This window comes from Enterococcus quebecensis (assembly GCF_001730365.1).
GTDB classification, from domain to species: Bacteria; Bacillota; Bacilli; order Lactobacillales; family Enterococcaceae; genus Enterococcus_L; species Enterococcus_L quebecensis.
In genome coordinates, this window is record NZ_MIKB01000015.1 from 188,802 (window position 1) to 212,637 (window position 23,836).

The following is a 23,836-nucleotide window of genomic DNA, read 5'->3' on the forward strand; positions in this document are numbered from 1 at the left end:
AATTATTTTTTCTTGCCTGCTACAGTACGAGCTGGGCCTTTACGAGTACGTGCATTATTTTTCGTGTTTTGTCCACGAGTTGGTAATCCACGACGATGACGGATACCACGGTATGAACCGATTTCCATCAAACGTTTGATGTTTAAGTTCACTTCACGACGAAGATCACCTTCAACTTTTAACTTATCAATTTCCGCACGGATAGCATCTGTTTGGTCATTCGTTAAATCACGAACACGAATATCTTCAGATACACCAACGTTTGCTAAAACTTTTTTAGCAGTAGTGTTACCAATACCAAAAATATAAGTAAGGGAAATTACTACACGTTTATCACGAGGGATGTCTACTCCTGCAATACGAGCCATTCTACGTTACACCTCCTATTATCCTTGACGTTGTTTATGTTTTGGATTTGCTGGGCAAATGACCATAACACGTCCTTTACGGCGAATTACTTTACAATGTTCACACATTGGTTTTACTGATGGTCTTACTTTCATGATAATACCTCCCTGAATTTTACGGAGTACAATTATTTAAAGCGATAAGTGATTCGACCACGAGTTAAATCGTATGGAGATAACTCTACAGTCACTTTATCCCCAGGTAAAATTCGAATATAGTGCATACGGATTTTACCGGAAACAGTTGCAAGAACTTGGTGTCCATTTTCTAGTTCAACTTTAAACATTGCATTCGGCAAAGTTTCGACGACTGTACCTTCGACTTCAATCATATCTTCTTTTGCCACGCACAGTACCTCCTTGTACTTGTTTCGCATTTTCACACGATAAAATGGCGGAAACTTCAGCTCCCACCCAGAATTTTCAATTAAACTTCTTCTTAAAAAAGGTAGAAGTCGGACTGATATATTCTATCATAAACTATTCTATTTGGCAAGAGAATCTGAATCAAACAAAATGGTAGGCTGCGGGCAATTCAAACAACTATCTTTTTTCAATGATTTGCTTCACTTCAGAAAAAACAGCATCGATATCGCGATTACCATCTATTGTGTGCAATACGTTTTTAGCTTTATAAAAGTCTAAAATCGGTGCACTGCTTTTGATATTTACTGCCAGACGGTTTTTGACCGTTTCAGGCTTATCATCTTCTCTTTGATAAAAATCATGTCCGCCACAACGGTCACATGTTCCTTCTACAGTAGGAGGATTGAAGATCTTATGGTAAGTTGCTCCACAAGTACGGCAGATAAACCGACCAGCTAAGCGTTCAACTAAAATTTCTTCTTCAACATGGATGTCGATGACAGCATCAATTTCTTTATTTAATTCTTTTAGCATTTTATCTAATGCTTCTGCTTGATCCAAAGTCCGCGGAAAACCATCTAATAAAAAACCTTTATCAGTATCAGGTTCAGCCAATCGTTCTTTGACAATTCCATTCGTTACATCGTCTGGAACCAAAGCACCTTTATCGATATAAGATTTCGCTTCTAAGCCAAGAGCAGTTTCGTTTTTCATAGCAGCACGGAACATATCTCCTGTAGAAATATGTGGAATATCGTAAGTATCAACGATTTTTTCTGCTTGAGTTCCTTTGCCTGCTCCAGGCAATCCCATTAAAATGAGGTTCATTTCTTTTCCTCCTAATTTTAAAGGCTGGCTTTTGAAGCTAGCCCAATGAGAGAACGGTGCTGAGGATAATCCTCAACACACTATTCCTACTTATTGATAAAGCCAACATATTGACGTTTCAACATTAAACCTTCTAATTGTTTAGCTGTTTCTAAAGCAACACCAATCACAATCAGTAAGCTAGTTCCTCCTAAACCGATAGACTGCGGTAACTTCCAAATCATTTGAGCAATGATTGGCAGTAATGCAACCAAACCTAGGAATATAGAACCGACAACACTTAGTCTCATTAACATTCCAGAAATATATTCTTCTGTCCCTTTACCTGGTCGTACGCTTGGAATATAGCTTCCTTGTTTTTGTAAGTTTTCCGCTAATTTCTCAGGGTTAACTTGAACAAAAGCATAGAAGAATGTGAAAGCAACGATCAGTACAGTATAAATAATCGCACCTGGAACGGTATTGTAACTAAAAATTTGTGTCATTATATCGTACCATCCTTCACCAGAATAACTCTTAGAGAAGGCTTGTAAAACGGCATTTGGCGTTGCGATCAACGAACTGGCAAAGATAACTGGGATAACACCTGCAGCATTTACTTTTAATGGTAAATAACTACTAGTCGGCGCACCTGAGACACGTTTTGTATATTGGATTGGAATTTTTCGTTCTGCTTGCTGGAAAAATGTTACTAATGTAACAACAGCTAAAATTGCAATAATCAAAATCACAATAAAAATCGCAGATTGCCAAATTTTAGAAGATTCAATATTGATAAAGTAATCATCAACGATTTCTTTAATTCCTTCTGGTAAGCGAGAAATAATCCCCGCGAAGATAATCATTGAAACACCGTTTCCGATTCCTTTTTCAGTAATTTGTTCTCCTAACCAAGTAACAAACATTGTTCCACCGGTTAAAATCACAGCGATCATCACATAGGTGTTGATATTAGGATTTTTTACGATCCCAGCTTGACTTAAGCTTTGGAATCCAGCTGTAATACCCATAGATTGAGCAATACCCAAGAAAATCGTTAAATATCTTGTTGCTTGATTCAACTTCTTACGTCCAACTTCACCTTGCTTCGACCATTCTACAAATTTAGGAATGATATCCATTTGTAATAATTGAATGATGATTGATGCTGTAATGTAAGGCGAAACCCCCATCGAGAAGATGGAGAAGTTTTGCATTGCACTACCACTAACCATATTCAACATATTTAAAAATGGCAAATTGCTTAAGTCTTGCAATCCTTTTGCATTTACGCCAGGTACAGTTATATGCGCACCTAAACGAAATACAAAAAGAATGAATACAGTAAACAAAATTTTTGATCTAATGTCTTTGACTTTAAAAGCATCTTTTAATAGTTTAAACATTAGATCACCTCGATTGTTCCACCAGCTGCAACAATTGCTTCTTCTGCTGCTTTAGAGAATTTAGCTGCTTTCACAGTTAATTTTTTAGTTGTTAACTCACCATTAGCTAAAACTTTGATACCAGCTTTTTCGTTTTTAACGATTCCAGCTTCGATAAGTCCAGCAGGTGTAACTTCAGTTCCATCTTCGAAACGATTTAAGACATCTAAGTTGATGACTGCATAATCTTTACGGTTGATGTTTGTGAAGCCGCGTTTTGGTAAACGACGGAATAATGGAGTTTGACCCCCTTCAAATCCAAGTCTTACACCACCACCTGAACGAGCTTTTTGCCCTTTTTGTCCACGGCCGGCAGTTTTACCATTACCAGATGAAGTACCACGTCCAACACGGTTACGTACTTGGCGTGAACCTTCAGCAGGTTTCAATTCATGAAGTTTCATTGGTTTGGCACCTCCTTAACAATGTACTATTGTAAATTAAACTTCTTCAACGTCCACTAAATGTGACACAGTGTTGATCATACCTTTAATTGCTTCATTAGCAGGTTTCACAACAGAGCTGTTTACTTTTCCTAAACCTAATGCTTTAACTGTATCTTTTTGGTTTTGAGGACGTCCGATAACGCTGCGTTTTAATGTAACTTTTAATTCAGCCATTCTTATGTCCTCCTTATCCTAAGATTTCTTCTACAGATTTACCACGAAGTGCTGCCACTTCTTCGGCACGTTTTAATTGTTTTAACCCTTCAACTGTTGCACGAACAACGTTGATTGGTGTGTTTGAGCCTAATGATTTTGATGTAATATCTGCTACACCAGCTAATTCCAATACGGCACGAACTGGTCCACCAGCGGCTACCCCAGAACCTTCTACTGCAGGTTTCATAAGGATACGGCCACCACCGAATACCCCAATCACTTCGTGAGGGATAGTAGAACCAACCATAGGCACTTCAACTAAGTTTTTCTTCGCGTCTTCGATTGCTTTACGGATTGCTTCTGGCACTTCTTGTGCTTTACCAGTCCCAAAGCCAACGTGACCGTTTTTATCTCCCACAACAACTAATGCAGCAAAGCGTAGACGACGTCCACCTTTAACAACTTTAGTTACACGGTTGATAGCAACAACGCGATCTTCTAATTCCAAGTGTTTTGGATCAATATAAACCATGAATGGTGTTCCTCCTTCTCCTAAAATTCTAGTCCATTTTCACGCGCTGCTTCAGCTAAAGCTTGCACGCGGCCATGGTAAAGGTATCCACCACGGTCAAAGACTACTACTTTAACGCCTTTTTCAGCGGCACGTTCAGCGATTAATTTACCAACAGCTGCGGCTGTTTCTGTTTTGTTTCCACCTGAAATTTCTTTATCTAAGGCAGAGGCACTTGCTAGCGTTACACCCGCTACGTCATCAATAATTTGCGCGTAGATGTTTTTGTTAGAACGGAAAACGTTCAAGCGTGGGCACTCAGCAGTACCAGAGATTTTGTTACGTACACGGCGATGTCTCTTCTGACGTGTTTTGTTTTTATCTGGTTTTGTAATCACAATTGTCACCTCTTTATATTTGCTAGCTATCAAGCTGCGATAAACAACGGATCGTTATTTTCCAAACTTAATTGAAAAATAACTCTCAAGCTGCTATTATTTACCAGTTTTACCTTCTTTACGGCGTACGAATTCACCAACATAGCGGATTCCTTTACCTTTATAAGGTTCTGGTGGACGAACGCCACGGATGTTTGCTGCTAATTCACCAACGTGTTCTTTGTTAGCGCCTTTTACAACTACTTGTGTGTTCGAAGGTACTTCTACAGTTACACCAGCTGGTGGTGTGATTTCTACTGGATGAGAGTATCCAACGTTAAGAACTAATTTAGTTCCTTGCATTTGAGCACGATAACCAACCCCGATAAGTTCAAGTCCTTTTTCAAAGCCTGTACTTACACCAACAACCATGTTATTGAAGTTCGCACGAGTTGTTCCGTGGATTGTTTTCATGTCTTTGCTATCATTTGGACGAGTGAATGTTACTTCGTTTCCTTCGATATTCATTGTGATATCAGCAGAGAACTCACGTGTTAATTCACCTTTAGGTCCTTTTACAGTAATGTTGTTTCCTTCTTGTTTGACTTCAACGCCAGCAGGAAGTACAACGATTTTATTACCAATACGGCTCACTTAGAGACACCTCCTTGTGTGTTTTTTTAAATTACCATACGTAGGCGATTACTTCGCCGCCGATGTTTTTAGCTCTTGCTTCTTTATCAGTTACAACACCTTCAGAAGTAGAGATAATTGCGATTCCTAAACCGTTTAATACTTTAGGTACTTCGTCAGATTTGACATAAGCACGTAAACCTGGTTTAGAGATACGTTTTAAGTTAGTGATAACACGTTCTTCGTTTTTACCATATTTAAGGAAAACACGAATCACGCCTTGTTTGTCATCTTCAATATATTCTACATCGCGTACAAAACCTTCACGTTTCAAGATTTCAGCGATATCACGTTTGATTTTTGACGCAGGCACTTCTAAGCTTTCATGTTTAACCATGTTTGCATTACGAATGCGCGTTAGAAAATCTGCAATTGGATCTGTCATGACCATTGAACTATTTACCTCCTTTATGCGAGTTTACTTGTTTACCAGCTAGCTTTCTTCACGCCGGGAATTTGACCTTTATAGGCAAGTTCGCGGAAGCAAATACGGCAAAGATGAAATTTACGATAAACTGAATGTGGACGTCCGCAACGTTCACAACGAGTATACGCTTGTGTTGAATGTTTTGCAGGGCGTTTGTTTTTAGCAATCATTGATTTTTTAGCCACGTAGTTCGCCTCCTTTTATTATTTTTGGAATGGCATACCTAATTGTGCCAACAATTCACGAGATTCTTCATCTGTGTTTGCTGTTGTTACAATAACGATGTCCATACCGCGTACTTTATCTACTAAATCATAATCAACTTCTGGGAAGATTAATTGTTCTTTAATACCTAAAGTGTAGTTACCACGTCCATCAAAGGCTTTTTTGCTTACTCCGTGGAAGTCACGTACACGAGGTAGAGAAACAGATACTAATTTATCTAAAAATTCGTACATTCTTTCTCCGCGTAAAGTAACTTTCGCACCGATTGGCATTCCTTCACGTAAACGGAAACCAGCGATTGATTTCTTAGCTTTTGTGATTAAAGGTTTTTGACCTGTGATCAATGCTAATTCTTCAACTGCTTTATCTAAGTTTTTTGCGTTTGAAACAGCGTCACCCACACCCATGTTAATAACAATTTTATCAACTTTAGGTGTTTGCATAACTGAACTATAATTAAATTTTTCCACTAATGCTGGAGTAATTTCTTTAATATATTTTTCTTTCAGGCGGTTCATTTAGTAAGCCCCTCCTTCCTTTTAATCTATTTATCTAAGACTTCACCGGTTTTTTTAGAAACACGGACTTTTTTACCATCGACTTCTTTATAACCAACTCGACCAGCTACTCCTGTGCCGTCAATTACCATCACATTAGAAACATGAATTGGCGCTTCGACTTCCAAGATACCGCCTTGCGGTGCTGCTTGGTTTGGTTTTTGGTGTTTTTTCATAATGTTAACACCTTCAACGATGACTTTGTCTTTTTTAGGAAACGCTGCTAATACAACGCCTTCTTTATTTTTGTCTTTGCCAGTGATAACTTTTACTTTATCGCCTTTTTTAACAAACATTATAGTTTCGCACCTCCTTTGATACGCGTCCTGATTATAATACTTCTGGTGCTAGAGAAACGATCTTCATGAAGTTGTTTTCACGTAATTCACGTGCAACAGGACCGAAGATACGAGTTCCACGCGGGCTCTTATCATCACGAATAATTACAGCAGCATTTTCATCAAATTTGATGTATGAACCGTCAGTACGACGAGCTCCTGATTTTGTACGAACGATAACGGCTTTTACGACTTCACCTTTTTTGACAACTCCACCTGGTGTTGCTTGTTTAACCGTAGCAACGATCACGTCACCAATATTAGCAGTTTTACGTCCAGAACCACCTAGTACTTTAATCGTTAAGATTTCACGAGCACCTGAGTTATCTGCGACTTTTAATCGGCTTTCTTGTTGGATCACGATGTGTATCCCCCTTTCAGATTTTATGTTTCAATCTATATAGGAAAATCTCGTTTTTATTAGATAATAACTGCTTCTTCGACTACCTCTAGTAAACGGAAACGTTTTGTAGCTGATAATGGACGAGTTTCCATGATTCTTACGATGTCTCCAACTTTTGCAGTGTTGTTTTCATCATGAGCTTTATATTTCTTAGAATATTTCATACGTTTACCATAAATAGGGTGGTTTTTCTTCGTTTCTACGACAACAGTGATTGTTTTATCCATTTTGTCTGAAACAACACGACCTTGGTAAACTTTGCGTTGATTTCTTTCTTCAGTCATACGCGTTTGGCCTCCTTCCACTATTAGTTAGCTTGTTCACGCAATACTGTTTTGATGCGTGCAATCGATTGACGTACTTCTTTAATACGTGCAGTGTTTTCTAATTGACCTGTTGCTAGTTGGAATCTAAGATTAAATAATTCTTCTTTGAATTGCTTTTCTTTTTCAAGCATTTCGGCAGTGGTTAATTCTCTGATTTCTTTAACCTTCATTCGATTCACCACCCATTTCCTCACGTTTTACAATTTTGGTTTTCACCGGTAATTTGTGGGATGCAAGGCGAAGAGCTTCACGAGCTACTTCTTCAGGTACTCCTGCGATTTCAAACATGATTTTTCCACGTTTAACTGGTGAAACCCAGCCTTCAGGTGCCCCTTTACCTTTACCCATACGAACACCGATAGCTTTACTTGTATATGATTTGTGAGGGAAAATTTTAATCCATACTTTCCCGCCACGTTTCATATAACGAGTCATAGCAATACGGGCAGCTTCGATTTGACGGTTAGTAATCCAGTGAGATTCAGTTGCTTGTAAACCCCATTCACCAAATGTTACTTCTTTTCCGCCTTTGGCTTCGCCACGCATTTTACCTCTAAATTCACGACGGTGTTTTACACGTTTAGGTACTAACATGATTATTTCCCTCCTTTCTCAGTGTTTTTTTTCGTTGGAAGAATTTCTCCACGGTAAATCCACACTTTAACTCCTAATTTTCCGTAAGTTGTGTCTGCTTCTTCCCATGCGTAATCAATATCTGCACGCAAAGTGTGAAGTGGAACTGTACCTTCAGAGTAACCTTCTGAACGAGCAATATCAGCACCGTTTAAACGACCTGATACTTGTGTTTTGATACCTTTAGCGCCTGAACGCATAGTGCGTTGGATCGCTTGTTTTTGAGCACGACGGAAAGCAACACGGTTTTCTAATTGACGTGCAATTCCTTCGCCTACTAATTTTGCATCTAAATCTGGTTTTTTGATTTCAACGATGTTGATGTGAACTCTTTTACCAGTTAGTTGATTCAATGATTTTCTAAGGTTTTCGACTTCAGATCCGCCTTTACCGATAACCATACCTGGTTTAGCTGTGTGGATTGAAATGTTCACACGGTTTGCAGCGCGCTCGATCTCAATTGTAGACACAGCGGCATCAGCAAGTTTTGTCGCGATAAATTTACGGATTCTTAGATCTTCGTGTAAGAACTCAGCATACTCTTTTTCAGCATACCATTTTGCATCCCAGTCGCGGATGATGCCTACACGCATTCCTATTGGATGTACTTTTTGACCCACTGATTGTCCCTCCTCTTAATTGTTGAGATTCTTTTTCTTATGATAGAAAAAAGATTTCTCTTTGAGGTTCGGTAGCCATTGCTGTAACACACAGTGCCTGCTTGACAGAACTGATGTGACACAGTACAAGGTGACTGTAAAGAACATTGTTCTCTTATGATCCCCTTTATCCTAGGCTCCTCCTCTTATCTAGTGATTCTGTTTAAAGAAACAGATTATTTTTCTGATACAACTACTGTAAGATGACTTGTACGTTTGTTAATTGGTGATGCTGAACCTTTTGCACGAGGACGGAAGCGTTTCATTGTTGGTCCTTCGTTGACAAATGCTTCAGATACTACTAAGTTTTCAACGTCTAAGTCAAAGTTGTTTTCTGCGTTAGCAACTGCTGACATTAAAACTTTTTCAATGATTCCAGCAGATTTGTTTGGTGTGAATTTCAAGATTGAAATTGCATCCGCAACGCTTTTACCTCTGATAAGATCGATTACTAAACGTGCTTTACGAGGTGAAGTGCGAACTGTTTTTGCAGTTGCCTTAGCTGATGTAATTTGTTCTGACATTTGCATTTCCTCCCCTCAAAATTAACGTCTAGTTTTCTTATCGTCGGCTCCGTGGCCACGATAAGTTCTAGTTGGTGCAAATTCACCTAATTTATGTCCTACCATGTCTTCTTGAATGTATACTGGAACGTGTTTACGCCCATCATATACAGCAATTGTAAACCCAACAAATTGTGGGAAAATTGTAGAACGGCGAGACCAAGTTTTAATTACTTTTTTCTTTTCAGCACCTTCTTGAGCTTCTACTTTTTTCATTAGATGCTCATCGACGAAAGGTCCTTTTTTCAAACTACGACCCATGGTGAACCTCCTCTCAAAATGTACGACACATGGTCAAAAAAATTATTTAGTACGACGACGAACGATAAGTTTGTCAGATTTAGCTTTTTTGTTACGAGTTTTCAAGCCGATAGCTGGTTGACCCCAAGGTGATACTGGAGCTTTACGTCCGATCGGTTGTTTACCTTCACCACCACCGTGTGGGTGATCGTTCGGGTTCATTACACTACCACGTACAGTTGGGCGCTTACGCATCCAACGAGAACGTCCGGCTTTACCGATATTGATTAATTCGTGTTGTTCGTTACCAACTGAACCTACTGTTGCACGGCAAGTTGCCAAGATCATACGAACTTCTCCTGAGTTCAAACGGATTAATACGTATTTGCCTTCTTTACCAAGTACTTGAGCACTTGTTCCAGCTGAACGAATCAATTGACCGCCTTTACCAGGTTTCATTTCAATGTTGTGGACAACAGTACCTACTGGAATGTTTTCCAATGGTAATGCGTTCCCTACTTTAATATCTGCTTCTGGACCTGAAACAAGGCGCATGCCTACTTCCAATCCTTTTGGTGCTAAAATGTATGCTTTAACTCCATCTTCGTAATGTACTAACGCGATGTTAGCAGAACGATTTGGATCATACTCGATAGTTTTGACAACCGCTACAACGTTATCTTTATTACGTTTGAAGTCGATCATACGGTATTGACGTTTGTGACCGCCACCTTGATGACGAACAGTAATACGACCGTTGTTGTTACGACCGGCATGGTTTTTTAATGGCGCCAACAACGTTTTTTCCGGTGTTGATGTCGTGATTTCAGCGAAATCAGATGCTGTCATATTACGACGGCCATTTGTGGTAGGTTTGTACTTTTTAATCGCCACGTCTTTTTCCCTCCCATTTAATAGTTAAACATGGTCTGCTTATTCAGCAGCATCGAAAATTTGAATTTCTTTTGAATCGTTTGTTAATGTCACAACTGCTTTGCGACGTTTTTTAGTGTATCCAGCATGTTTACCCATACGTTTGAATTTAGGACGTACGTTCATGATGTTTACGTTTTTTACTTTAACACCTTCAAAAGCTGATTCTACAGCTTGTTTTACTAATGTTTTGTTTGCGCGAGTGTCTACTTCAAAAGTGTATTTCTTTTCGTCCATAGCTAGCATGGATTTTTCAGTGATCACTGGGCGTTTGATTAGATCTAGTAAGTTCATTATGCAAGCACCTCCTCAATTTGAGTAAGAGCAGTTTGTGTTGCCAATACTTTAGTATTAGAAACGATATCTAGAACACTTACGTTATCAGAAGTTACTACAGAAACGTTTGGTAGATTACGTGCAGACAACGCTGCAAAATCATTTCCTGCTTCTAAAACAACTAATACTTTCGTATCGATAGATAAGTTTGTAAGAACTTGTTTGAATTCTTTTGTTTTTGGTGCATCGAAGCTTAACGCATCAACAGCAACCAAGTTGTTTTCAGCAACTTTATCTGACAATACAGATTTCATTGCTAAACGACGAACTTTTTTAGGAAGTTTGTAGCTGTAAGAACGCGGTGTTGGTCCGAAGACTACGCCACCTCCACGCCATTGTGGTGAACGAATTGAACCTTGACGAGCACGTCCAGTTCCTTTTTGACGCCATGGTTTACGGCCGCCGCCACGAACTTCTCCGCGGTGTTTTACTGAGTGTGTGCCTTGTCTTAATGAAGCGCGTTGCATGATGATTGCATCGTAGACAACTGTTTCATTTGGTTCGATTCCAAAAATCTCTTCGTTTAAAGTGATTTCACCATTTTGAGTTCCATCTTGTTTAAATAATGCTACATTCGGCATTCCTTAGTTCCTCCTTTCTCTACGCTTATTTAGCTTTCACAGCTGATTTGATTGTGATTAATGATTTTTTCGCTCCAGGAATGTTACCTTTGATCATGATTACATTTCTTTCAGCGTCCACTTTAACAATTTCAAGGTTTTGAATTGTTACGCGGTTGCCACCCATACGGCCAGCAAGTTTTTTATTTTTAAATACACGGTTAGGTGCTACTGGACCCATTGACCCAGGACGACGGTGGTAACGAGAACCGTGAGACATTGGTCCGCGGCTTTGTCCGTGACGTTTGATAACGCCTTGGAATCCTTTACCTTTCGAAGTTCCTGTAACATCAATAATGTCTCCTGCTTGGAAAACATCTACCTTAATTTCTTTACCTACTTCATATTCTCCCAGCTCAACATTTTTGAATTCCTTAATGAAGCGCTTAGGAGCCGTGTTTGCTTTTGCAACATGACCTTTCGCAGGTTTGTTCGATAAAACTTCACGTTTGTCTTGGTAACCGATTTGGATAGCTTCGTATCCGTCAGTTTCAATAGTTTTTACTTGTAAAACTACGTTTGGCGTAGCTTCAACTACTGTTACTGGAATTAATTCACCAGACTCAGTAAAGATTTGTGTCATTCCCACTTTTTTTCCTAAGATTCCTTTGGTCATGAGTACACCTCCATCATCTTGATTTTATAGTTTGATTTCAATATTTACACCAGATGGTAAGTCAAGCTTCATTAAAGCATCAACTGTTTTTGGTGTTGGGTTCACAATGTCGATTAGACGTTTGTGAGTACGCATTTCGAATTGTTCGCGAGAATCTTTGTATTTATGAGTCGCACGAATAACTGTGTAAAGCGAGCGTTCTGTTGGTAATGGAATTGGTCCTGACACGTCAGCTCCAGTTCTTTTTGCTGTTTCCACAATTTTATCCGCTGATTGATCTAAAATACGGTGTTCATACGCTTTTAAACGGATACGAATTTTTTGTTTTGCCATCTTGTTCCCTCCTTCGCCTATTTTGAAAGTAGACATAGCTCCACGAAAATTTTTCCGTCACGCTCGTTCGTGGCAAAGCGTCCGGGCGTGTCGCAACCTCTCGTTTCTTAGCCGGTAGATCAAAAGCTTGATTTACCAATGCTTTTTACACTTCTGTAAATAGCACCTTTGTAAGTATATTACAGAAACACTGCAATAGCAAGGATTTTTTTCGAAAAACCAACTCTTTTTTTATCTTTTTTTCATGAGGTGAATATCTTTTTTAACTTCTTTTGTTCATTTAAAGAAAATTAAATAGACAGCGTCTTAAAAAAGTGAGTCCATAAACTATGGAACTCACTTTTTTTGGGAGGCTTTCTGTTTTTAATCAAGCCTATTTAAAGGGTATTTCATTTATTTTCACGAAACGATAGCAACACATGTAACTGCCAAGTACATATAACAACCAAAAAAGAGCAGTTAAACTTGTTACCTTCTCCCCAGTGTTAGGTAATTTCTTCTGTTTCTCTGCTGTTTTGTCTATTGGTTTCATTAGTTTCTCTTTTTTCCCAGACTGCACCGGCGTTTCATGTTCCGCTGTTATTCCCTCTGGATCAAAATGTTCATCCTCTTTAGATCCTGTTTCTTCCTTTATATAGGTGTTAATGATAGTTGAGTCTTGAATGCTGGATTCGTAGTGAGGAACAGGTTCTTCCGACACCGTATACTGATAGAGATTCCCCTCTCCATCATATTTCTCAAGATCTTCAAAAGCATATAACCATTGCCCTTCTTCAGATGAGATGACTTCTTGTTTAGCTATTTTCATTCCATTTCGCAGTAAATTCACTATAATGCTTTCTGGTCGTTTTTGATTTGCATTATTATCATCTACCCAAACTTTTTCACCACGAAACACTGTCGGCGTGTCATCTCTTTCATTTCCAACAGCTAATAGGATCCCTTTTTCATTTCCCGATTGAATGCTGAACCAATACTCCTGTTCAGAATCAAAAATCACATTTGCGGGAGCAGCTGTTTCTTTTATATAATATGTCCCTTCAGGTAAATCCGTTACTAACACTTCACCAGTTTCATTCGTTACTAAATCATCTGCTAAAAGCGTGTTATTGGCGGTATATAAGGAGAATGTCACGTTCTTGATTCGTTCATCTGGCTGTCCTACCACATATTTAATAATTTTCAATTCACTTTTTTTAGGCAACTCACCAATTATTTCTCCGCCGTAGGAAATGTTTGTGACCGTCGCTCCACTTGAATCCTCCACAACACCGGACAAATCATTATAATCAAGTTTATAGTAGTTATCAAAACTTTCCAACATATGCCCAAATTCAGTGATTTCTGCTTCATAATAGACAATCAAATTTTTCTTCGACAAAAATCCGCCTGAAATTTCAATATCTAATCCTGTTTTTTCAAGCTTGATGGATCCATAACCACTGTCATTAAATTCTTCTGCAGTGAACGTTTGTCCATTTGAAAAACGTAGTTCTAGCACCTTGTCTTTCATCACCATTCCTTGTCCGAATTTATCTGTTAAGCGAATAGGTTGATCCGGTAGTTCTTGTTCATTGATATTAAAATTCAAAAACCAACGGATCGTTGAAGGATCCTCCGGCAATATGTCTCCTGTTTTATAGAAGAAAATATCTGGTGTTTCTCCACCGCCTTCTGGGTTATGAATGGTCACTGTTTTAGAGGGGATCGTTTCTTTTCCGAAATTAGTCGTTACTTCTTTCGACTCTCCCGATTCCACCCCTTGCGCTTGGGCAGTAACAACGAATTTCCCTCGTATATTCAATAATTTTTCTACGGTATCATTAAATACAATTTGAATTTGGTCATCTACTACATGAACCATACCAAAACTAGTACCATTCGCATCTTTTAAAGGAAAATCTGTATGAAACCCTCTTAATTCCGGTGGCAACGTCAAGGTTAAAGTATCACCACTTTTCAAATCATATTCTTCTTTCTCACTAAACTCAAACGATAGTTTTAGATTTTGACCTACTTGCACTTCTTCTTTATCAAAAGTAAAGTCATCTATAAACTTTTGACTTGAAAGCTCCTGCGCTCTACTCAAAGTACTTAACGAAAACAATCCAACAAACAGCACTAAAATAGTTACTAAACCGATAATTTTTTTAAACATAATTTTCTCCTTAGTTGTCATTCAACAAACTTAAAAATTTTTCATTATGTTTACCCCAACTTTTTTTCACTCAATTCTTCTACCCGTTTCCTCCCATTCTATTTTCGATTCATAGCAACAACGAAACTATTATAACATAATACAATTTTAACTATACATTTTAATATTTTTTTAATACATTTATCATAAAAAAACTAATTATATTATCTTTAATCACTTGTTCTACTAGAATATGAGACAAGCAAAAAAACATCTTTATCCCCACATGAATTGAATTACTTAAAATACAATTCATGTAGAAAGAAAGATGTTTTATTCAGTCTATTTCCCGATTTATTCGTTTCATATCTATAATGAGGATACTTTTTCTATTACTTCAGATTTATATTTAGCTCTTAAAGTGCACTAATGATCTTTTCAACATTCATATATTGAAAGTCTTCTGGTTTAATAAATACAATTTCAGAAGTGCATTTTTTTTGATCAATGATTTTTTGTATTTTCTCTTTGTGACGTGCTACTTGTGGTGTTAAAAGAAGTACATCATAATTTTTAAAGTCAAGCTTCTCTTGTACCCTGCTTACTGGAGCATAGTCAATCACATAGTTCAAACGCTTTTCTTTTATCGTTTCAAGAATTTTTGATACTAATAAAGATGCGCTAATTCCCGCTTCACAGATAATTAAAATAGTCTTTTCCATGATAATCCTCCTGTCCTTTTATAAATAATTCTCAAACGAATCGAAACTAGCAATTATTTCAAGCTAGCGAATCCCATTGGGGAAAAGGCGATATAAGTTAGAACAACAATCCCGACTAATATAACAGATGCAACTTTTGTATAACGCCATGGTTTAATATCCACTTTTGTATCAAAGGACGCCAACACAAAGTTTCCATCTGGTTTCCACTTAGAGATTGCCAACATAATTAAGACATCTAAGAAGAATAAGATGCTCAATACGTATAAGAAGTGAATGTCTTTTAAAAAGAATTTTGATAACGCATATAAAACGATATGGATTGCAATCGTTGATTTCGCTGCAATCGCTGTCGCTTTTTTTGAATAAAAGGCAAACAGAATAATCACTAAGAGCGGCATATTATACAAACCATTAAACTCTTGTACAAATTGATATAACCCTGCTGGAGCAAATGAAATGAATGGTGCTACAATAACCGAAATGACACCAACTATTATAGTAACAATTTTCCCTGCCCGTGCAATTTGTTGATCATCTGCTTCTTTGTTAATTACTGGTTTGTAAAAATCTAAAGAAAATAGCGTTGCCGTAGCATTTAAAGCACCTGCAAAAGAAGAGAGTATCGCTCCGAAAATAACTGCGGCAAAAACACCAAACAACACTTGCGGCAATACTTCTGTTACTAAATACGGATAGGCATTATCAGGGTTGTTCATCAATGCATCACCGAAAATATTACGAGCGACAATCCCTGGAAATACTAGGAATAATGCACCAAACACTTTAAAAATCCCTACCAAGAATGTTCCTTTTTGCGCTTCAGCCAAATTTTTTCCAGACAAAGCTTTTTGAACGATCATTTGATTTGTACACCAGAAATATAAATTATTGAACAGCATTCCTGTAAGTAATGTTGGCCAAGGTACAATCGCTGAGTCAATCGCACCAACAGAATTCAGCAGCCAAGGCGTGTGATCAACAATATAATCAAGCCCTCCGATAAAATTGCCCTCTCCTAACTTCATCACGCCTAGAATCGGCACCAACAATCCGCAAAGCAACAGCCCTACGCCATAGACCGTATCACTATTTGCACTTAATGATAAGCCACCAATCAGTAAATATAAAATACCGATAACACCAATAATCAAGGCAACTAAAATAATAGCGACAATTGGACGAACACCTAATAGTTCATCGATATGAAAAATTTTATTGAATACTAATGATCCGGAATATAAAACAACCGGTAAAAAGGAGATCATGTACGTAACAATAAACAAGATCGAAATAATTCTTTTCGTTACGGTATCATAACGAATTTCGATAAAATCAGACACCGTATTAATTCCATATTTAAAATACTTTGGTAAAAAAACGACTGCCAATGCCACAATTGCAATTGCTGCTGTCACTTCCCAAGCCATTACCTCCATACCAGCATGATAACTTTGGCCGTTTTGTCCAACGATTTGTTCTGTAGACAAGTTGGTCATAATAATCGATCCAGCAATTGGCAACGCCGTCAGGCTTCTTCCTCCCATGAAGAAGCCTTCAGACCCTGATGTATCTACACCTCTTGAACGGCTATAAGCAAACAACCACACACATGCTACAATTACGATAAAACTAATGAGAGAAAATATATTCATAACTATCCCGCCTCTTTTTAGATTTTATATACTCGTGATTTCATGAATATACTTTCTCGCCTTGACTGCATATTCAAAAGGATTAGCTTTTGATGGATCTTGTTCTGCTTCTACTATGATCCAACCACTATAGCCGCTTTTTTCAATCGCTTCCCAAATCGGACTAAAATCAATCATCCCGTCTCCTGGAACAGTAAACGCTCCTGCTTTGACTCCATTTAGAAAACTTTGTTCCGTGGTCTTAACTTGTTTTGCAACATCTTCTCGAATATCTTTAAAATGAATATGTTTGATTCGTTTTTGATGTTTTTGGTAGATAGAAATAGGGTCTTCTCCGGAAAAAACTAAGTGACCTGTATCAAAAAGCAACGATACTTTTTCTGGATCAGTCAATTCCATTAAACGATCAATTTCTTCTGTAGTTTGAACCCCTGTCCCCATATGATGATGGTAAACGATCGTCATACCTTTGGCGTTCGCTAATTCTCCTAAACGCTCTAATCCTGTAGCTAACCTTTGCCAATCCTCATCTGAAAAAACTGGTTTATCTTTAAATAGCGGTGTCTCCATTTGCCCCTGAATGCTATGCCCTTGCTCAGAAACAACAATTACTTTCGCTCCCATCTGGTGCAAAAAATTCATATGATCAGTAAATGCTTGTTCCGTTTCTTCATAAGGTTTTGTTGTTAAAAAGGCACTAAACCACGCACTCGCTACTGATAACCCTCTGATATCAAGATAAGGTTTTAATTTTTCTGGATCTTTCGGATACTTATTACCGATCTCCGTTCCTGTATATCCTGCTAAGGCCATTTCACTGATACATTGTTCAAAGCTGTTTTCTTTACCTAATTCCGGCATATCATCGTTCGTCCAAGCAATCGGTGCGATACCTAGACAGATTTCTTGCTGATTCATTTATTTTTTCGCCCCTTTCTATTTCGTTGTTTCTTCCTGATTTTCAATCGTAATCAATTTATGCGTTTCAAACGATTCTTTGCAAGCTAAAGCCACTTTTGTTGACTGTAATCCGTCATTAGCTGAAATTTCTGGTTGTCTTTTCTCCTTGATACACGCAATAAATTCTTTGGCTTCATTTACGAAAGCCTCACGAAAACGTTCTGGAAAATCTTGTGAACAAGAGCGTACAACACCTTGTTCATTCATAACTGTCACTAAATTTTTCTCCGGAGCTGCAGCTACCCGCAACATCCCTTTGGTTCCAATCAGTTCTGTCTCCACATGATAGCCATGATGACAATTCCGACCAGCAACTAAGATTGCCATCGTTTTATCTTCTAACTGCATAAGTGCAGTTCCTGTTTCCAGCTCGCCTACTTCATCTAGTTCTGGATAAGCAGCATTTTTGCCAATTGCCCAGACTGTTTGAACTTCTTTTTTTGTAAACCAACGAACTAAATCGATATCATGTATGGACATATCGACGAATATACCTCCACTATCGCTGGCACCCGCAAATTTCACAAAACTCTCCATTCCAGAACTTGGATCGATACTGTAACAACGAATGACCGTAAGCTCCCCTAGCTCCCCAGCGTCTACTAGCTGTTTAGCATATTGGTAAGAATCATCATAGCGTCGCATAAACCCAAGCATAAAGACTAAATTCGGATGTTTCTGGATCACTTTTTGGGTTTCTTTTATTTCAGCTATATCCAAACCGATAGGCTTCTCGCTAAATACATGTTTGCCATTTTCCATCGCTAATTGAATTTGTTCGCAATGAAAGCCAGAAGGAGAAACGATGAATACCGCATCAATCGTTGGACTTTTGACCATTTCTTCATATGTTTTATAGGTTTCTTTTACGCCTAACTCTGTAATGGCATAATCTAATTCTTCTTGAACAAAGCTACAGGCCGCAATCAACTGGCATCCTTGAACATTTTCTGCTAAGTTTTTTGCATGAACTTTTCCTAACCGACCTAATCCGACAATACCAACTTTTATTTTCTCCATACCTTCTGACCTCCGATTGATTGGTTTATTTGTATAATGCTGGACAGTCCTCTAATTGAATCTTGACTTTCTCTCCTGATTCTCGCGCTTTCCCGCACGCATCCATCGTAACAGCTGCTACGTAGCCATCCCATGCAGTAGGTCCTGCCAACTTTCCAGTTTGAATTGAACGTACCCACAATTCAAATTCATAATCATACGCCTCAACAAAACGAGTTTGCCAGTCTGGTGAAATTTCTGTGTAATTTTTTCCTTTTGATTTTATATGTGTATAAGCTGGATCTTCTAAGCCAATTTCTCCTGTTTCACAAACCACATCACACTTGATGTCATAACCAAATTGACAGTTAACAAAAATCTCTAAATCAATATGGATACCAGATGTCGTTTCTAAGATCAGCACTTGTGGGTCATGTAATTTTTCGTGAGTAAAGCTTGTTTGTTTCGGCAAAATCATTTGAGCTGAAACATAATCTTCCTGCAACAACCAACGTAATGCATCGATTTCATGAATACCAGTATTAATGATTGCCATTGGTGTCAGATAGTTTTCATCTGCTGTGGGGTTTCTGTGAGCACAATGCAACATTAAGGGTTCTCCAAATTGTCTCGTTTCAATTGCCCGTTTTAGTTCAATATAGCCTCGATCGTATCTTCTCATGAAACCAACTTGAACTAATTTTTTCCCAGCTGCAATTTCCGCATCAACAATCCGTTTACATCCTGCACTATCTGTCGCAAGAGGTTTTTCACAAAACACATATTTCCCATGTTTGATTGCTTCTAGAACATACTTTTCATGGGTTGGATCCCAAGAAGTTACAACAACAATATCAACATTTGAAGATGCAATCAGTTCTTCTCCGGTTTCAAAAAATACCGCATTAATCTGATTTGCTAATTTTGTCGCTTGTTCAATATTTATATCAGACACTGCCGTAACAAACGCTCCTTGTACTTTTTCATTAATACGTCTGATATGTTCAATTCCGATTGCGCCTGTTCCGATAACACCGACTTTTAAATCCATTTTTTTGCCTCCGTTTTCTATTTGTATGAATTGACATTCTCATTTTCTTTCAACATAAACCGTATGCGCTTTCAAATGTTTTTAGTTACCTAGACTCACTCCAAATAAGCGGACTGAGTAGGTAATCACTTGTTTGTTTAATAAAGATTATTCAGCTATATAATCAATAGGTTTTAGCTTTTTTCAACATTTTTTGACTACGCTCATAAGCCTCATGAATTTCCTGACTGCCAGATACTTCGGCGACTCCAACATGCCACCAACTTTCATAGCCATCAGACATTGTTTTCGGCAATACTTTTATTTCTATCAACGTTGATCTTTTTTGATTAGCAGCATCCTTAAGCGCTGCAACCAACTCTTCTTTCGTATTTGCACGATAAACTTTAGCTCCGTACCCTTCGGCTACTTTAGCATAATCGATATTCATAATTTGGTTATTTGAATCTCTAAACTCACACTTATAGCTACCGCTGCCATTTTCCATCTGCAAGTTGTTGATACAGCCAAATCCTGAATTATCAAACAACATAATATTGATTTTTTGATCATACTGAAGGGCTGTAATCAGTTCTGAATGAAGCATTAAGAAACTTCCGTCTCCTACCATAGCGTAAACTTCTTGTTCTGGCTGCGCTAGTTTCACTCCTAATGCGCCACCAATTTCATAGCCCATACATGAATACCCATATTCTAAATGATACGTATTTGGAACAGCAGGATTCCATAGGCGTTGCATATCACCTGGCAATGAACCAGCAGATGCAACAACGACACTGTCTTTTGCAACATTATCATTAATCGTTATAAATGCGCTGGTTTGAAGGAATTCCGTACCTAAAGCTGTCGCATATTCATTTAACTCTTCCTGGCTAAATTGTCCTTTGATTTCTGGATCGAAATGTTCTTTTGAAAATACACCATCTCTTAAACGATTTCTTTCTATTTCCCACTCATCCTTCAATGATTGAATCTCTGAGCCAAAGGTCGTTTGATAACCATCTAGCATCGGAATAAGTGCTTCAAGCGTTTCTTTAGCATCTCCAATAAGTTGAAATGCATCAAATTTATATGCTTGCATGCGATTAACATTAATATTCATGAACTTTGTTTGTTCATAATTAAAGGCAGTTTTAGATGATGTTGTAAAATCGGTATATCGAGTACCGATACCAATAATCAAATCAGCTTGTTGAATCGCTTTGTTCGCTGCCAAGGTTCCTAATACACCTGTACCACCTAAGTTATTATTAAAATCAGCCTCTACTGTTGATTTCCCTGCGTGGGTTTCCACCAAAGGAATGGCACATTGTTTAGACAAATCAATCAGTGCTTGGCGAGCTTCAGAGTATTTCGCTCCACCACCAACGATGATTACTGGTTTCTTGCTTTCTCTAATTCGTTTCACACCACCTTCTAGCTCTCGTGGTGTAGGCAGTTGTCGATTGATATAATGAATTCGTTTTTTGAAAAAATCTTCATCATAATCATATGCTTCTGCTTCCGTGTCTTGAGAAATACAAATCGTTGCAGGTCCAGCGGTTGCAGGATTTGTCATAACTTCAAAAGCTCTTAGCAAACTACTCATCAACTGTTCTGGCCGCTGAACGCGATCCCAGTATTTTGAAACAGCTTTGAAAGCATCATTTGTCGTAACCGCAGCACTGGATTCATGCTCCAACTGCTGTAGTACAGGATCAGGCTGTCTTGTTGCAAAGGTATCCGCTGGTAAAATCAGAACAGGAATGTTGTTAGCGAATGCAGTAGCAGCGGCGGTAATCATATTCGCCGATCCTGGGCCAGCTGAAGCTGTTACTGCAAAAATTTTCTGTCGTAATTTTTGCTTGCTGTAAGCAACTGCAGCATGTGCCATCCCTTGTTCATTTTTCCCTTGAATTACTTTTAAATGTCCTGGATTTTCTTCAAGAGCTTGACCAATTCCTAGTACATTTCCATGACCAAAGATGTTGAATATCCCTTCAACAAATGGAAATTCTTCTCCATCAACGTTGATGTACTGCTGATTTAAAAATTTGATAAGCGCTTGTGCAGTGGTTAGTCGAATTTTTTTAGTCATTAATTTTCCACCTTACTTTTATCAAGATTGTCCTTCAATCAATGCTTCGATTTCTTCTACTGTCGGCATCGCTTCTGATGAACTGTGCTTACTAACAACAATTGCCGCCGAAGCACTTCCGTATTTTAACGCTGTCTCTATATCTTTGCCTGCCTTCAATGCATATAAAAATGCTGCTGCATAAGAGTCTCCTGCGCCAAAGGTTTTCAGCACTGTGGTTTTATACGCCCCAGCTTGATAGGATTTCCCATCATTAGTATAAGCAAATGAGCCTTTTACTCCATGTTTAATCACTAACAATTCTGGTTGATGCTGAAATAAATAGTTGATTGTCTCTTGATTGGTACCGCCTTTTTTCCCTTCCATTTCGTCATATTCATCTCTCGTCCCAATAACAATATCGGCATTTTCAGCAACGATTGAATAATAAACAGAAACATCTTCTGGTGATTGCCAAGTATACGGTCGATAATCTAGTTCAAACGCGACTTTCACCTGATTTTTTTTGGCGTACGAAATTGCTTTTAAAACCGCTTCTCTAGATGGACTTTGAGCAAGTGCTGTTCCAGATACCAACAAAAGATCCGTCTTTTTAATGTAGTCTTCACTGATTTCTTCTGGTTGTAAATACAAATCAGCTACCTGATCTCGATACATTAAGATGCTGCATTCTTCCGGACTTTTAATTTCAGTAAAAGCTAATCCTGATTTATGCTCCGCTTTATCGATATAAATTTGACTCGTATCAATTCCCGCATCCTTCATGAATCGTTGGATAAATCGGCCATGCTGATCATCGGAAACTTTTCCGACAAAACCAACTTTTGCGCCTAACTTAGCACTGCCAATAGCAATATTTGCTGGTGAACCACCCACATATTTTTTAAAGGTCATCGTTTCTTCCATCGGTCGATTATATTCCACCGCATTCAAATCAATACACGCACGACCAAGGGCAATCAAATCAAATTTTTTTGTCATCCTCATCACTCCTTCGTTTATTTTCTATTTAAAATCCATTCATGATCGGGATCGTTATGAAATTGCCATTTTCTTGTTGGCCCGGCCATTACATTCAGATAGTAAGAATCATAGCCATCCGGTACTCCAACTGGATGATACCCCTTAGGCACAACGACGACTTCTCCATTTTCAACGGTCATCGTCTCATCTAACAAACGATCATCTGTATAAACTCGTTGAAAAACAAACCCTTGACGTGGATTCATTTCATGGTAATAGGTTTCTTCTAGTAATGATTCTTTGGGCAAATTGTCTTGATCGTGTTTATGAGGGGGATAACTTGACCAATTCCCACCATCTGTAAACACTTCAACCACTAACAAACGATCTGCAATGGTGCTTGAATCTGGCAAGATATTGTGAACCAACCGTTTATTTTGATATATGCCTCGATGTTCAACAGTATTATCAGATGCTTTGATTAAAACAGTTGTTTGTTTTTTCTCAGTAGGTGAATAGCACAGAACCACAGTTGCTTGTGTTACAGCTTCAAGTTCAAATTCTTCTTCTATTGGAATATAGACACTGTCCGTAGGAATTTTTTCAAATACGTTCGTTCTCGTGCCGATCTCATTGAATGTCTGGGTTCCATTTGTCACTGTGATTTTCCCAGTCAGGGCAACGATACATACTTCTTGTTTCTTTAAGGTCTCTTGCAGTCGGCTGCCTGGATTCATTTCAATCACTTTTAGTTCGATATAATGAAGCGGTGTATTTTGCTGATGGATATGTTGGAGCAGCTTCACTCCACTTCCAATTGTTCTTGAAATCGATTCATGTTTTAATCGAGCCATG

At 38.2% G+C, this 23,836-nt stretch carries 35 protein-coding genes; all 35 read right to left on the reverse strand.

What is annotated here, in order from left to right:
- Nucleotides 1–2: 2 nt before the first annotated feature.
- Complete coding sequence (gene rpsM / locus BCR23_RS10495) at nt 3–368, reverse strand: 30S ribosomal protein S13 (protein WP_010761669.1); 366 nt, start codon at nt 366–368, stop codon at nt 3–5.
- 18 nt (nt 369–386) lie between these two features.
- Nucleotides 387–503: a 50S ribosomal protein L36 gene (gene rpmJ / locus BCR23_RS10500; RefSeq protein ID WP_002288710.1), complete on the reverse strand. Its 117-nt coding sequence runs from the start codon at nt 501–503 to the stop codon at nt 387–389.
- Between the two features lie 32 nt (nt 504–535).
- Nucleotides 536–754 carry a translation initiation factor IF-1 gene (gene infA / locus BCR23_RS10505; RefSeq protein ID WP_002356224.1) on the reverse strand — a complete coding sequence of 73 codons (219 nt, stop codon included), beginning with the start codon at nt 752–754 and terminating at the stop codon, nt 536–538.
- Between the two features lie 196 nt (nt 755–950).
- On the reverse strand, nt 951–1,601 hold the full coding sequence (locus tag BCR23_RS10510; protein WP_069635450.1) for an adenylate kinase: 651 nt from the start codon (nt 1,599–1,601) through the stop codon (nt 951–953).
- A gap of 86 nt (nt 1,602–1,687) precedes the next feature.
- On the reverse strand, nt 1,688–2,986 hold the full coding sequence (gene secY, locus BCR23_RS10515) for a preprotein translocase subunit SecY (RefSeq protein ID WP_069635451.1): 1,299 nt from the start codon (nt 2,984–2,986) through the stop codon (nt 1,688–1,690).
- Nucleotides 2,986–3,429 (reverse strand): 50S ribosomal protein L15, encoded by a 444-nt coding sequence (rplO, locus tag BCR23_RS10520; RefSeq protein WP_069635452.1) that lies wholly within the window; start codon nt 3,427–3,429, stop codon nt 2,986–2,988. Before rplO ends, secY begins: the two co-directional genes overlap by 1 nt.
- A 36-nt stretch (nt 3,430–3,465) precedes the next feature.
- Entirely contained in the window at nt 3,466–3,645 is a 180-nt protein-coding gene (rpmD, locus tag BCR23_RS10525) for a 50S ribosomal protein L30 (protein ID WP_069635453.1), read from the reverse strand.
- Nucleotides 3,646–3,658: 13 nt separating this feature from the next.
- A complete protein-coding gene (gene rpsE / locus BCR23_RS10530) occupies nt 3,659–4,159 on the reverse strand; it encodes a 30S ribosomal protein S5 (protein ID WP_069635454.1) in 501 nt (166 codons plus the stop codon).
- Nucleotides 4,160–4,179: 20 nt separating this feature from the next.
- Nucleotides 4,180–4,536 (reverse strand): 50S ribosomal protein L18, encoded by a 357-nt coding sequence (gene rplR, locus BCR23_RS10535; RefSeq protein WP_010761675.1) that lies wholly within the window; start codon nt 4,534–4,536, stop codon nt 4,180–4,182.
- Nucleotides 4,537–4,632: 96 nt separating this feature from the next.
- Entirely contained in the window at nt 4,633–5,169 is a 537-nt protein-coding gene (gene rplF / locus BCR23_RS10540) for a 50S ribosomal protein L6 (protein ID WP_069635455.1), read from the reverse strand.
- A 31-nt stretch (nt 5,170–5,200) separates the two neighbouring features.
- Nucleotides 5,201–5,599, reverse strand: coding sequence for a 30S ribosomal protein S8 (gene rpsH, locus BCR23_RS10545; protein WP_010761677.1), 399 nt, complete (start codon nt 5,597–5,599; stop codon nt 5,201–5,203).
- Nucleotides 5,600–5,634: 35 nt separating this feature from the next.
- On the reverse strand, nt 5,635–5,820 hold the full coding sequence (locus tag BCR23_RS10550; RefSeq protein ID WP_002356214.1) for a type Z 30S ribosomal protein S14: 186 nt from the start codon (nt 5,818–5,820) through the stop codon (nt 5,635–5,637).
- Nucleotides 5,821–5,838: 18 nt separating this feature from the next.
- Nucleotides 5,839–6,378: a 50S ribosomal protein L5 gene (gene rplE / locus BCR23_RS10555; RefSeq protein ID WP_069635456.1), complete on the reverse strand. Its 540-nt coding sequence runs from the start codon at nt 6,376–6,378 to the stop codon at nt 5,839–5,841.
- Between the two features lie 26 nt (nt 6,379–6,404).
- Complete coding sequence (rplX, locus tag BCR23_RS10560; protein ID WP_069635457.1) at nt 6,405–6,713, reverse strand: 50S ribosomal protein L24; 309 nt, start codon at nt 6,711–6,713, stop codon at nt 6,405–6,407.
- A 34-nt stretch (nt 6,714–6,747) separates the two neighbouring features.
- Complete coding sequence (rplN, locus tag BCR23_RS10565) at nt 6,748–7,116, reverse strand: 50S ribosomal protein L14 (protein ID WP_010766218.1); 369 nt, start codon at nt 7,114–7,116, stop codon at nt 6,748–6,750.
- Between the two features lie 59 nt (nt 7,117–7,175).
- Nucleotides 7,176–7,442, reverse strand: coding sequence for a 30S ribosomal protein S17 (gene rpsQ / locus BCR23_RS10570; protein WP_010761681.1), 267 nt, complete (start codon nt 7,440–7,442; stop codon nt 7,176–7,178).
- A 23-nt stretch (nt 7,443–7,465) separates the two neighbouring features.
- Nucleotides 7,466–7,654, reverse strand: coding sequence for a 50S ribosomal protein L29 (gene rpmC / locus BCR23_RS10575; protein WP_010766220.1), 189 nt, complete (start codon nt 7,652–7,654; stop codon nt 7,466–7,468).
- On the reverse strand, nt 7,644–8,078 hold the full coding sequence (rplP, locus tag BCR23_RS10580; RefSeq protein ID WP_010761683.1) for a 50S ribosomal protein L16: 435 nt from the start codon (nt 8,076–8,078) through the stop codon (nt 7,644–7,646). The genes rpmC and rplP overlap by 11 nt, the downstream gene beginning before the upstream one ends.
- Nucleotides 8,079–8,080: 2 nt before the next feature.
- Nucleotides 8,081–8,737 carry a 30S ribosomal protein S3 gene (gene rpsC, locus BCR23_RS10585; protein ID WP_069635458.1) on the reverse strand — a complete coding sequence of 219 codons (657 nt, stop codon included), beginning with the start codon at nt 8,735–8,737 and terminating at the stop codon, nt 8,081–8,083.
- Nucleotides 8,738–8,952: 215 nt separating this feature from the next.
- Nucleotides 8,953–9,300, reverse strand: a complete 348-nt coding sequence (gene rplV, locus BCR23_RS10590) for a 50S ribosomal protein L22 (protein ID WP_069635459.1) — start codon at nt 9,298–9,300, stop codon at nt 8,953–8,955.
- A 21-nt stretch (nt 9,301–9,321) separates the two neighbouring features.
- A complete protein-coding gene (rpsS, locus tag BCR23_RS10595) occupies nt 9,322–9,600 on the reverse strand; it encodes a 30S ribosomal protein S19 (protein WP_069635460.1) in 279 nt (92 codons plus the stop codon).
- Between the two features lie 42 nt (nt 9,601–9,642).
- Nucleotides 9,643–10,473 (reverse strand): 50S ribosomal protein L2, encoded by an 831-nt coding sequence (gene rplB, locus BCR23_RS10600; protein WP_069635461.1) that lies wholly within the window; start codon nt 10,471–10,473, stop codon nt 9,643–9,645.
- Between the two features lie 39 nt (nt 10,474–10,512).
- Nucleotides 10,513–10,806, reverse strand: a complete 294-nt coding sequence (rplW, locus tag BCR23_RS10605; RefSeq protein WP_069635462.1) for a 50S ribosomal protein L23 — start codon at nt 10,804–10,806, stop codon at nt 10,513–10,515.
- Complete coding sequence (gene rplD / locus BCR23_RS10610; RefSeq protein ID WP_069635463.1) at nt 10,806–11,429, reverse strand: 50S ribosomal protein L4; 624 nt, start codon at nt 11,427–11,429, stop codon at nt 10,806–10,808. The genes rplW and rplD overlap by 1 nt, the downstream gene beginning before the upstream one ends.
- Nucleotides 11,430–11,454: 25 nt before the next feature.
- Nucleotides 11,455–12,084 (reverse strand): 50S ribosomal protein L3, encoded by a 630-nt coding sequence (rplC, locus tag BCR23_RS10615; RefSeq protein ID WP_069635464.1) that lies wholly within the window; start codon nt 12,082–12,084, stop codon nt 11,455–11,457.
- A gap of 24 nt (nt 12,085–12,108) precedes the next feature.
- Nucleotides 12,109–12,417: a 30S ribosomal protein S10 gene (gene rpsJ, locus BCR23_RS10620; protein ID WP_002389727.1), complete on the reverse strand. Its 309-nt coding sequence runs from the start codon at nt 12,415–12,417 to the stop codon at nt 12,109–12,111.
- 373 nt (nt 12,418–12,790) lie between these two features.
- A complete protein-coding gene (locus BCR23_RS10625) occupies nt 12,791–14,575 on the reverse strand; it encodes a Cna B-type domain-containing protein (protein ID WP_069635465.1) in 1,785 nt (594 codons plus the stop codon).
- A 395-nt stretch (nt 14,576–14,970) separates the two neighbouring features.
- Complete coding sequence (locus tag BCR23_RS10630; RefSeq protein WP_069635466.1) at nt 14,971–15,276, reverse strand: PTS sugar transporter subunit IIB; 306 nt, start codon at nt 15,274–15,276, stop codon at nt 14,971–14,973.
- Nucleotides 15,277–15,329: 53 nt separating this feature from the next.
- Nucleotides 15,330–16,931, reverse strand: coding sequence for a solute:sodium symporter family transporter (locus BCR23_RS10635; RefSeq protein WP_071870060.1), 1,602 nt, complete (start codon nt 16,929–16,931; stop codon nt 15,330–15,332).
- 24 nt (nt 16,932–16,955) lie between these two features.
- Nucleotides 16,956–17,849 carry a myo-inosose-2 dehydratase gene (iolE, locus tag BCR23_RS10640; RefSeq protein WP_069635467.1) on the reverse strand — a complete coding sequence of 298 codons (894 nt, stop codon included), beginning with the start codon at nt 17,847–17,849 and terminating at the stop codon, nt 16,956–16,958.
- Between the two features lie 18 nt (nt 17,850–17,867).
- Nucleotides 17,868–18,911, reverse strand: coding sequence for an inositol 2-dehydrogenase (iolG, locus tag BCR23_RS10645; protein ID WP_069635468.1), 1,044 nt, complete (start codon nt 18,909–18,911; stop codon nt 17,868–17,870).
- A 25-nt stretch (nt 18,912–18,936) separates the two neighbouring features.
- Nucleotides 18,937–19,941, reverse strand: coding sequence for a Gfo/Idh/MocA family protein (locus BCR23_RS10650; RefSeq protein WP_069635469.1), 1,005 nt, complete (start codon nt 19,939–19,941; stop codon nt 18,937–18,939).
- Between the two features lie 163 nt (nt 19,942–20,104).
- On the reverse strand, nt 20,105–22,018 hold the full coding sequence (gene iolD, locus BCR23_RS10655; RefSeq protein ID WP_069635470.1) for a 3D-(3,5/4)-trihydroxycyclohexane-1,2-dione acylhydrolase (decyclizing): 1,914 nt from the start codon (nt 22,016–22,018) through the stop codon (nt 20,105–20,107).
- Nucleotides 22,019–22,039: 21 nt separating this feature from the next.
- Nucleotides 22,040–22,999, reverse strand: coding sequence for a 5-dehydro-2-deoxygluconokinase (gene iolC / locus BCR23_RS10660; RefSeq protein WP_069635471.1), 960 nt, complete (start codon nt 22,997–22,999; stop codon nt 22,040–22,042).
- A 17-nt stretch (nt 23,000–23,016) separates the two neighbouring features.
- Entirely contained in the window at nt 23,017–23,835 is an 819-nt protein-coding gene (gene iolB, locus BCR23_RS10665) for a 5-deoxy-glucuronate isomerase (protein WP_069635472.1), read from the reverse strand.
- Between the last annotated feature and the right edge of the window lies 1 nt (nt 23,836).

Excerpts from the sequence above, each read along its gene's own strand:
- rpsJ (WP_002389727.1), bottom strand. The coding sequence starts at position 12,417 with ATGGCAAAACAAAAAATTCGTATCCGTTTAAAAGCGTATGAACACCGT.
- rplC (WP_069635464.1), bottom strand. The coding sequence starts at position 12,084 with ATGACCAAAGGAATCTTAGGAAAAAAAGTGGGAATGACACAAATCTTT.
- iolG (WP_069635468.1), bottom strand. The coding sequence starts at position 18,911 with ATGGAGAAAATAAAAGTTGGTATTGTCGGATTAGGTCGGTTAGGAAAA.
- rpsE (WP_069635454.1), bottom strand. The coding sequence starts at position 4,159 with ATGGTTTATATTGATCCAAAACACTTGGAATTAGAAGATCGCGTTGTT.
- BCR23_RS10510 (WP_069635450.1), bottom strand. The coding sequence starts at position 1,601 with ATGAACCTCATTTTAATGGGATTGCCTGGAGCAGGCAAAGGAACTCAA.
- rpsS (WP_069635460.1), bottom strand. The coding sequence starts at position 9,600 with ATGGGTCGTAGTTTGAAAAAAGGACCTTTCGTCGATGAGCATCTAATG.
- rplD (WP_069635463.1), bottom strand. The coding sequence starts at position 11,429 with ATGCCGAATGTAGCATTATTTAAACAAGATGGAACTCAAAATGGTGAA.
- rpmD (WP_069635453.1), bottom strand. The coding sequence starts at position 3,645 with ATGGCTGAATTAAAAGTTACATTAAAACGCAGCGTTATCGGACGTCCT.
- iolD (WP_069635470.1), bottom strand. The coding sequence starts at position 22,018 with ATGACTAAAAAAATTCGACTAACCACTGCACAAGCGCTTATCAAATTT.
- iolB (WP_069635472.1), bottom strand. The coding sequence starts at position 23,835 with ATGGCTCGATTAAAACATGAATCGATTTCAAGAACAATTGGAAGTGGA.
- rpsM (WP_010761669.1), bottom strand. The coding sequence starts at position 368 with ATGGCTCGTATTGCAGGAGTAGACATCCCTCGTGATAAACGTGTAGTA.
- rplP (WP_010761683.1), bottom strand. The coding sequence starts at position 8,078 with ATGTTAGTACCTAAACGTGTAAAACACCGTCGTGAATTTAGAGGTAAA.
- BCR23_RS10630 (WP_069635466.1), bottom strand. The coding sequence starts at position 15,276 with ATGGAAAAGACTATTTTAATTATCTGTGAAGCGGGAATTAGCGCATCT.
- rplE (WP_069635456.1), bottom strand. The coding sequence starts at position 6,378 with ATGAACCGCCTGAAAGAAAAATATATTAAAGAAATTACTCCAGCATTA.
- rpmJ (WP_002288710.1), bottom strand. The coding sequence starts at position 503 with ATGAAAGTAAGACCATCAGTAAAACCAATGTGTGAACATTGTAAAGTA.
- rpmC (WP_010766220.1), bottom strand. The coding sequence starts at position 7,654 with ATGAAGGTTAAAGAAATCAGAGAATTAACCACTGCCGAAATGCTTGAA.
- iolE (WP_069635467.1), bottom strand. The coding sequence starts at position 17,849 with ATGAATCAGCAAGAAATCTGTCTAGGTATCGCACCGATTGCTTGGACG.
- secY (WP_069635451.1), bottom strand. The coding sequence starts at position 2,986 with ATGTTTAAACTATTAAAAGATGCTTTTAAAGTCAAAGACATTAGATCA.
- rplO (WP_069635452.1), bottom strand. The coding sequence starts at position 3,429 with ATGAAACTTCATGAATTGAAACCTGCTGAAGGTTCACGCCAAGTACGT.
- rplX (WP_069635457.1), bottom strand. The coding sequence starts at position 6,713 with ATGTTTGTTAAAAAAGGCGATAAAGTAAAAGTTATCACTGGCAAAGAC.
- BCR23_RS10625 (WP_069635465.1), bottom strand. The coding sequence starts at position 14,575 with ATGTTTAAAAAAATTATCGGTTTAGTAACTATTTTAGTGCTGTTTGTT.
- BCR23_RS10635 (WP_071870060.1), bottom strand. The coding sequence starts at position 16,931 with ATGAATATATTTTCTCTCATTAGTTTTATCGTAATTGTAGCATGTGTG.
- rplW (WP_069635462.1), bottom strand. The coding sequence starts at position 10,806 with ATGAACTTACTAGATCTAATCAAACGCCCAGTGATCACTGAAAAATCC.
- rpsH (WP_010761677.1), bottom strand. The coding sequence starts at position 5,599 with ATGGTCATGACAGATCCAATTGCAGATTTTCTAACGCGCATTCGTAAT.
- rplV (WP_069635459.1), bottom strand. The coding sequence starts at position 9,300 with ATGTCAGAACAAATTACATCAGCTAAGGCAACTGCAAAAACAGTTCGC.
- iolC (WP_069635471.1), bottom strand. The coding sequence starts at position 22,999 with ATGACAAAAAAATTTGATTTGATTGCCCTTGGTCGTGCGTGTATTGAT.
- BCR23_RS10650 (WP_069635469.1), bottom strand. The coding sequence starts at position 19,941 with ATGGATTTAAAAGTCGGTGTTATCGGAACAGGCGCAATCGGAATTGAA.
- rpsQ (WP_010761681.1), bottom strand. The coding sequence starts at position 7,442 with ATGACTGAAGAAAGAAATCAACGCAAAGTTTACCAAGGTCGTGTTGTT.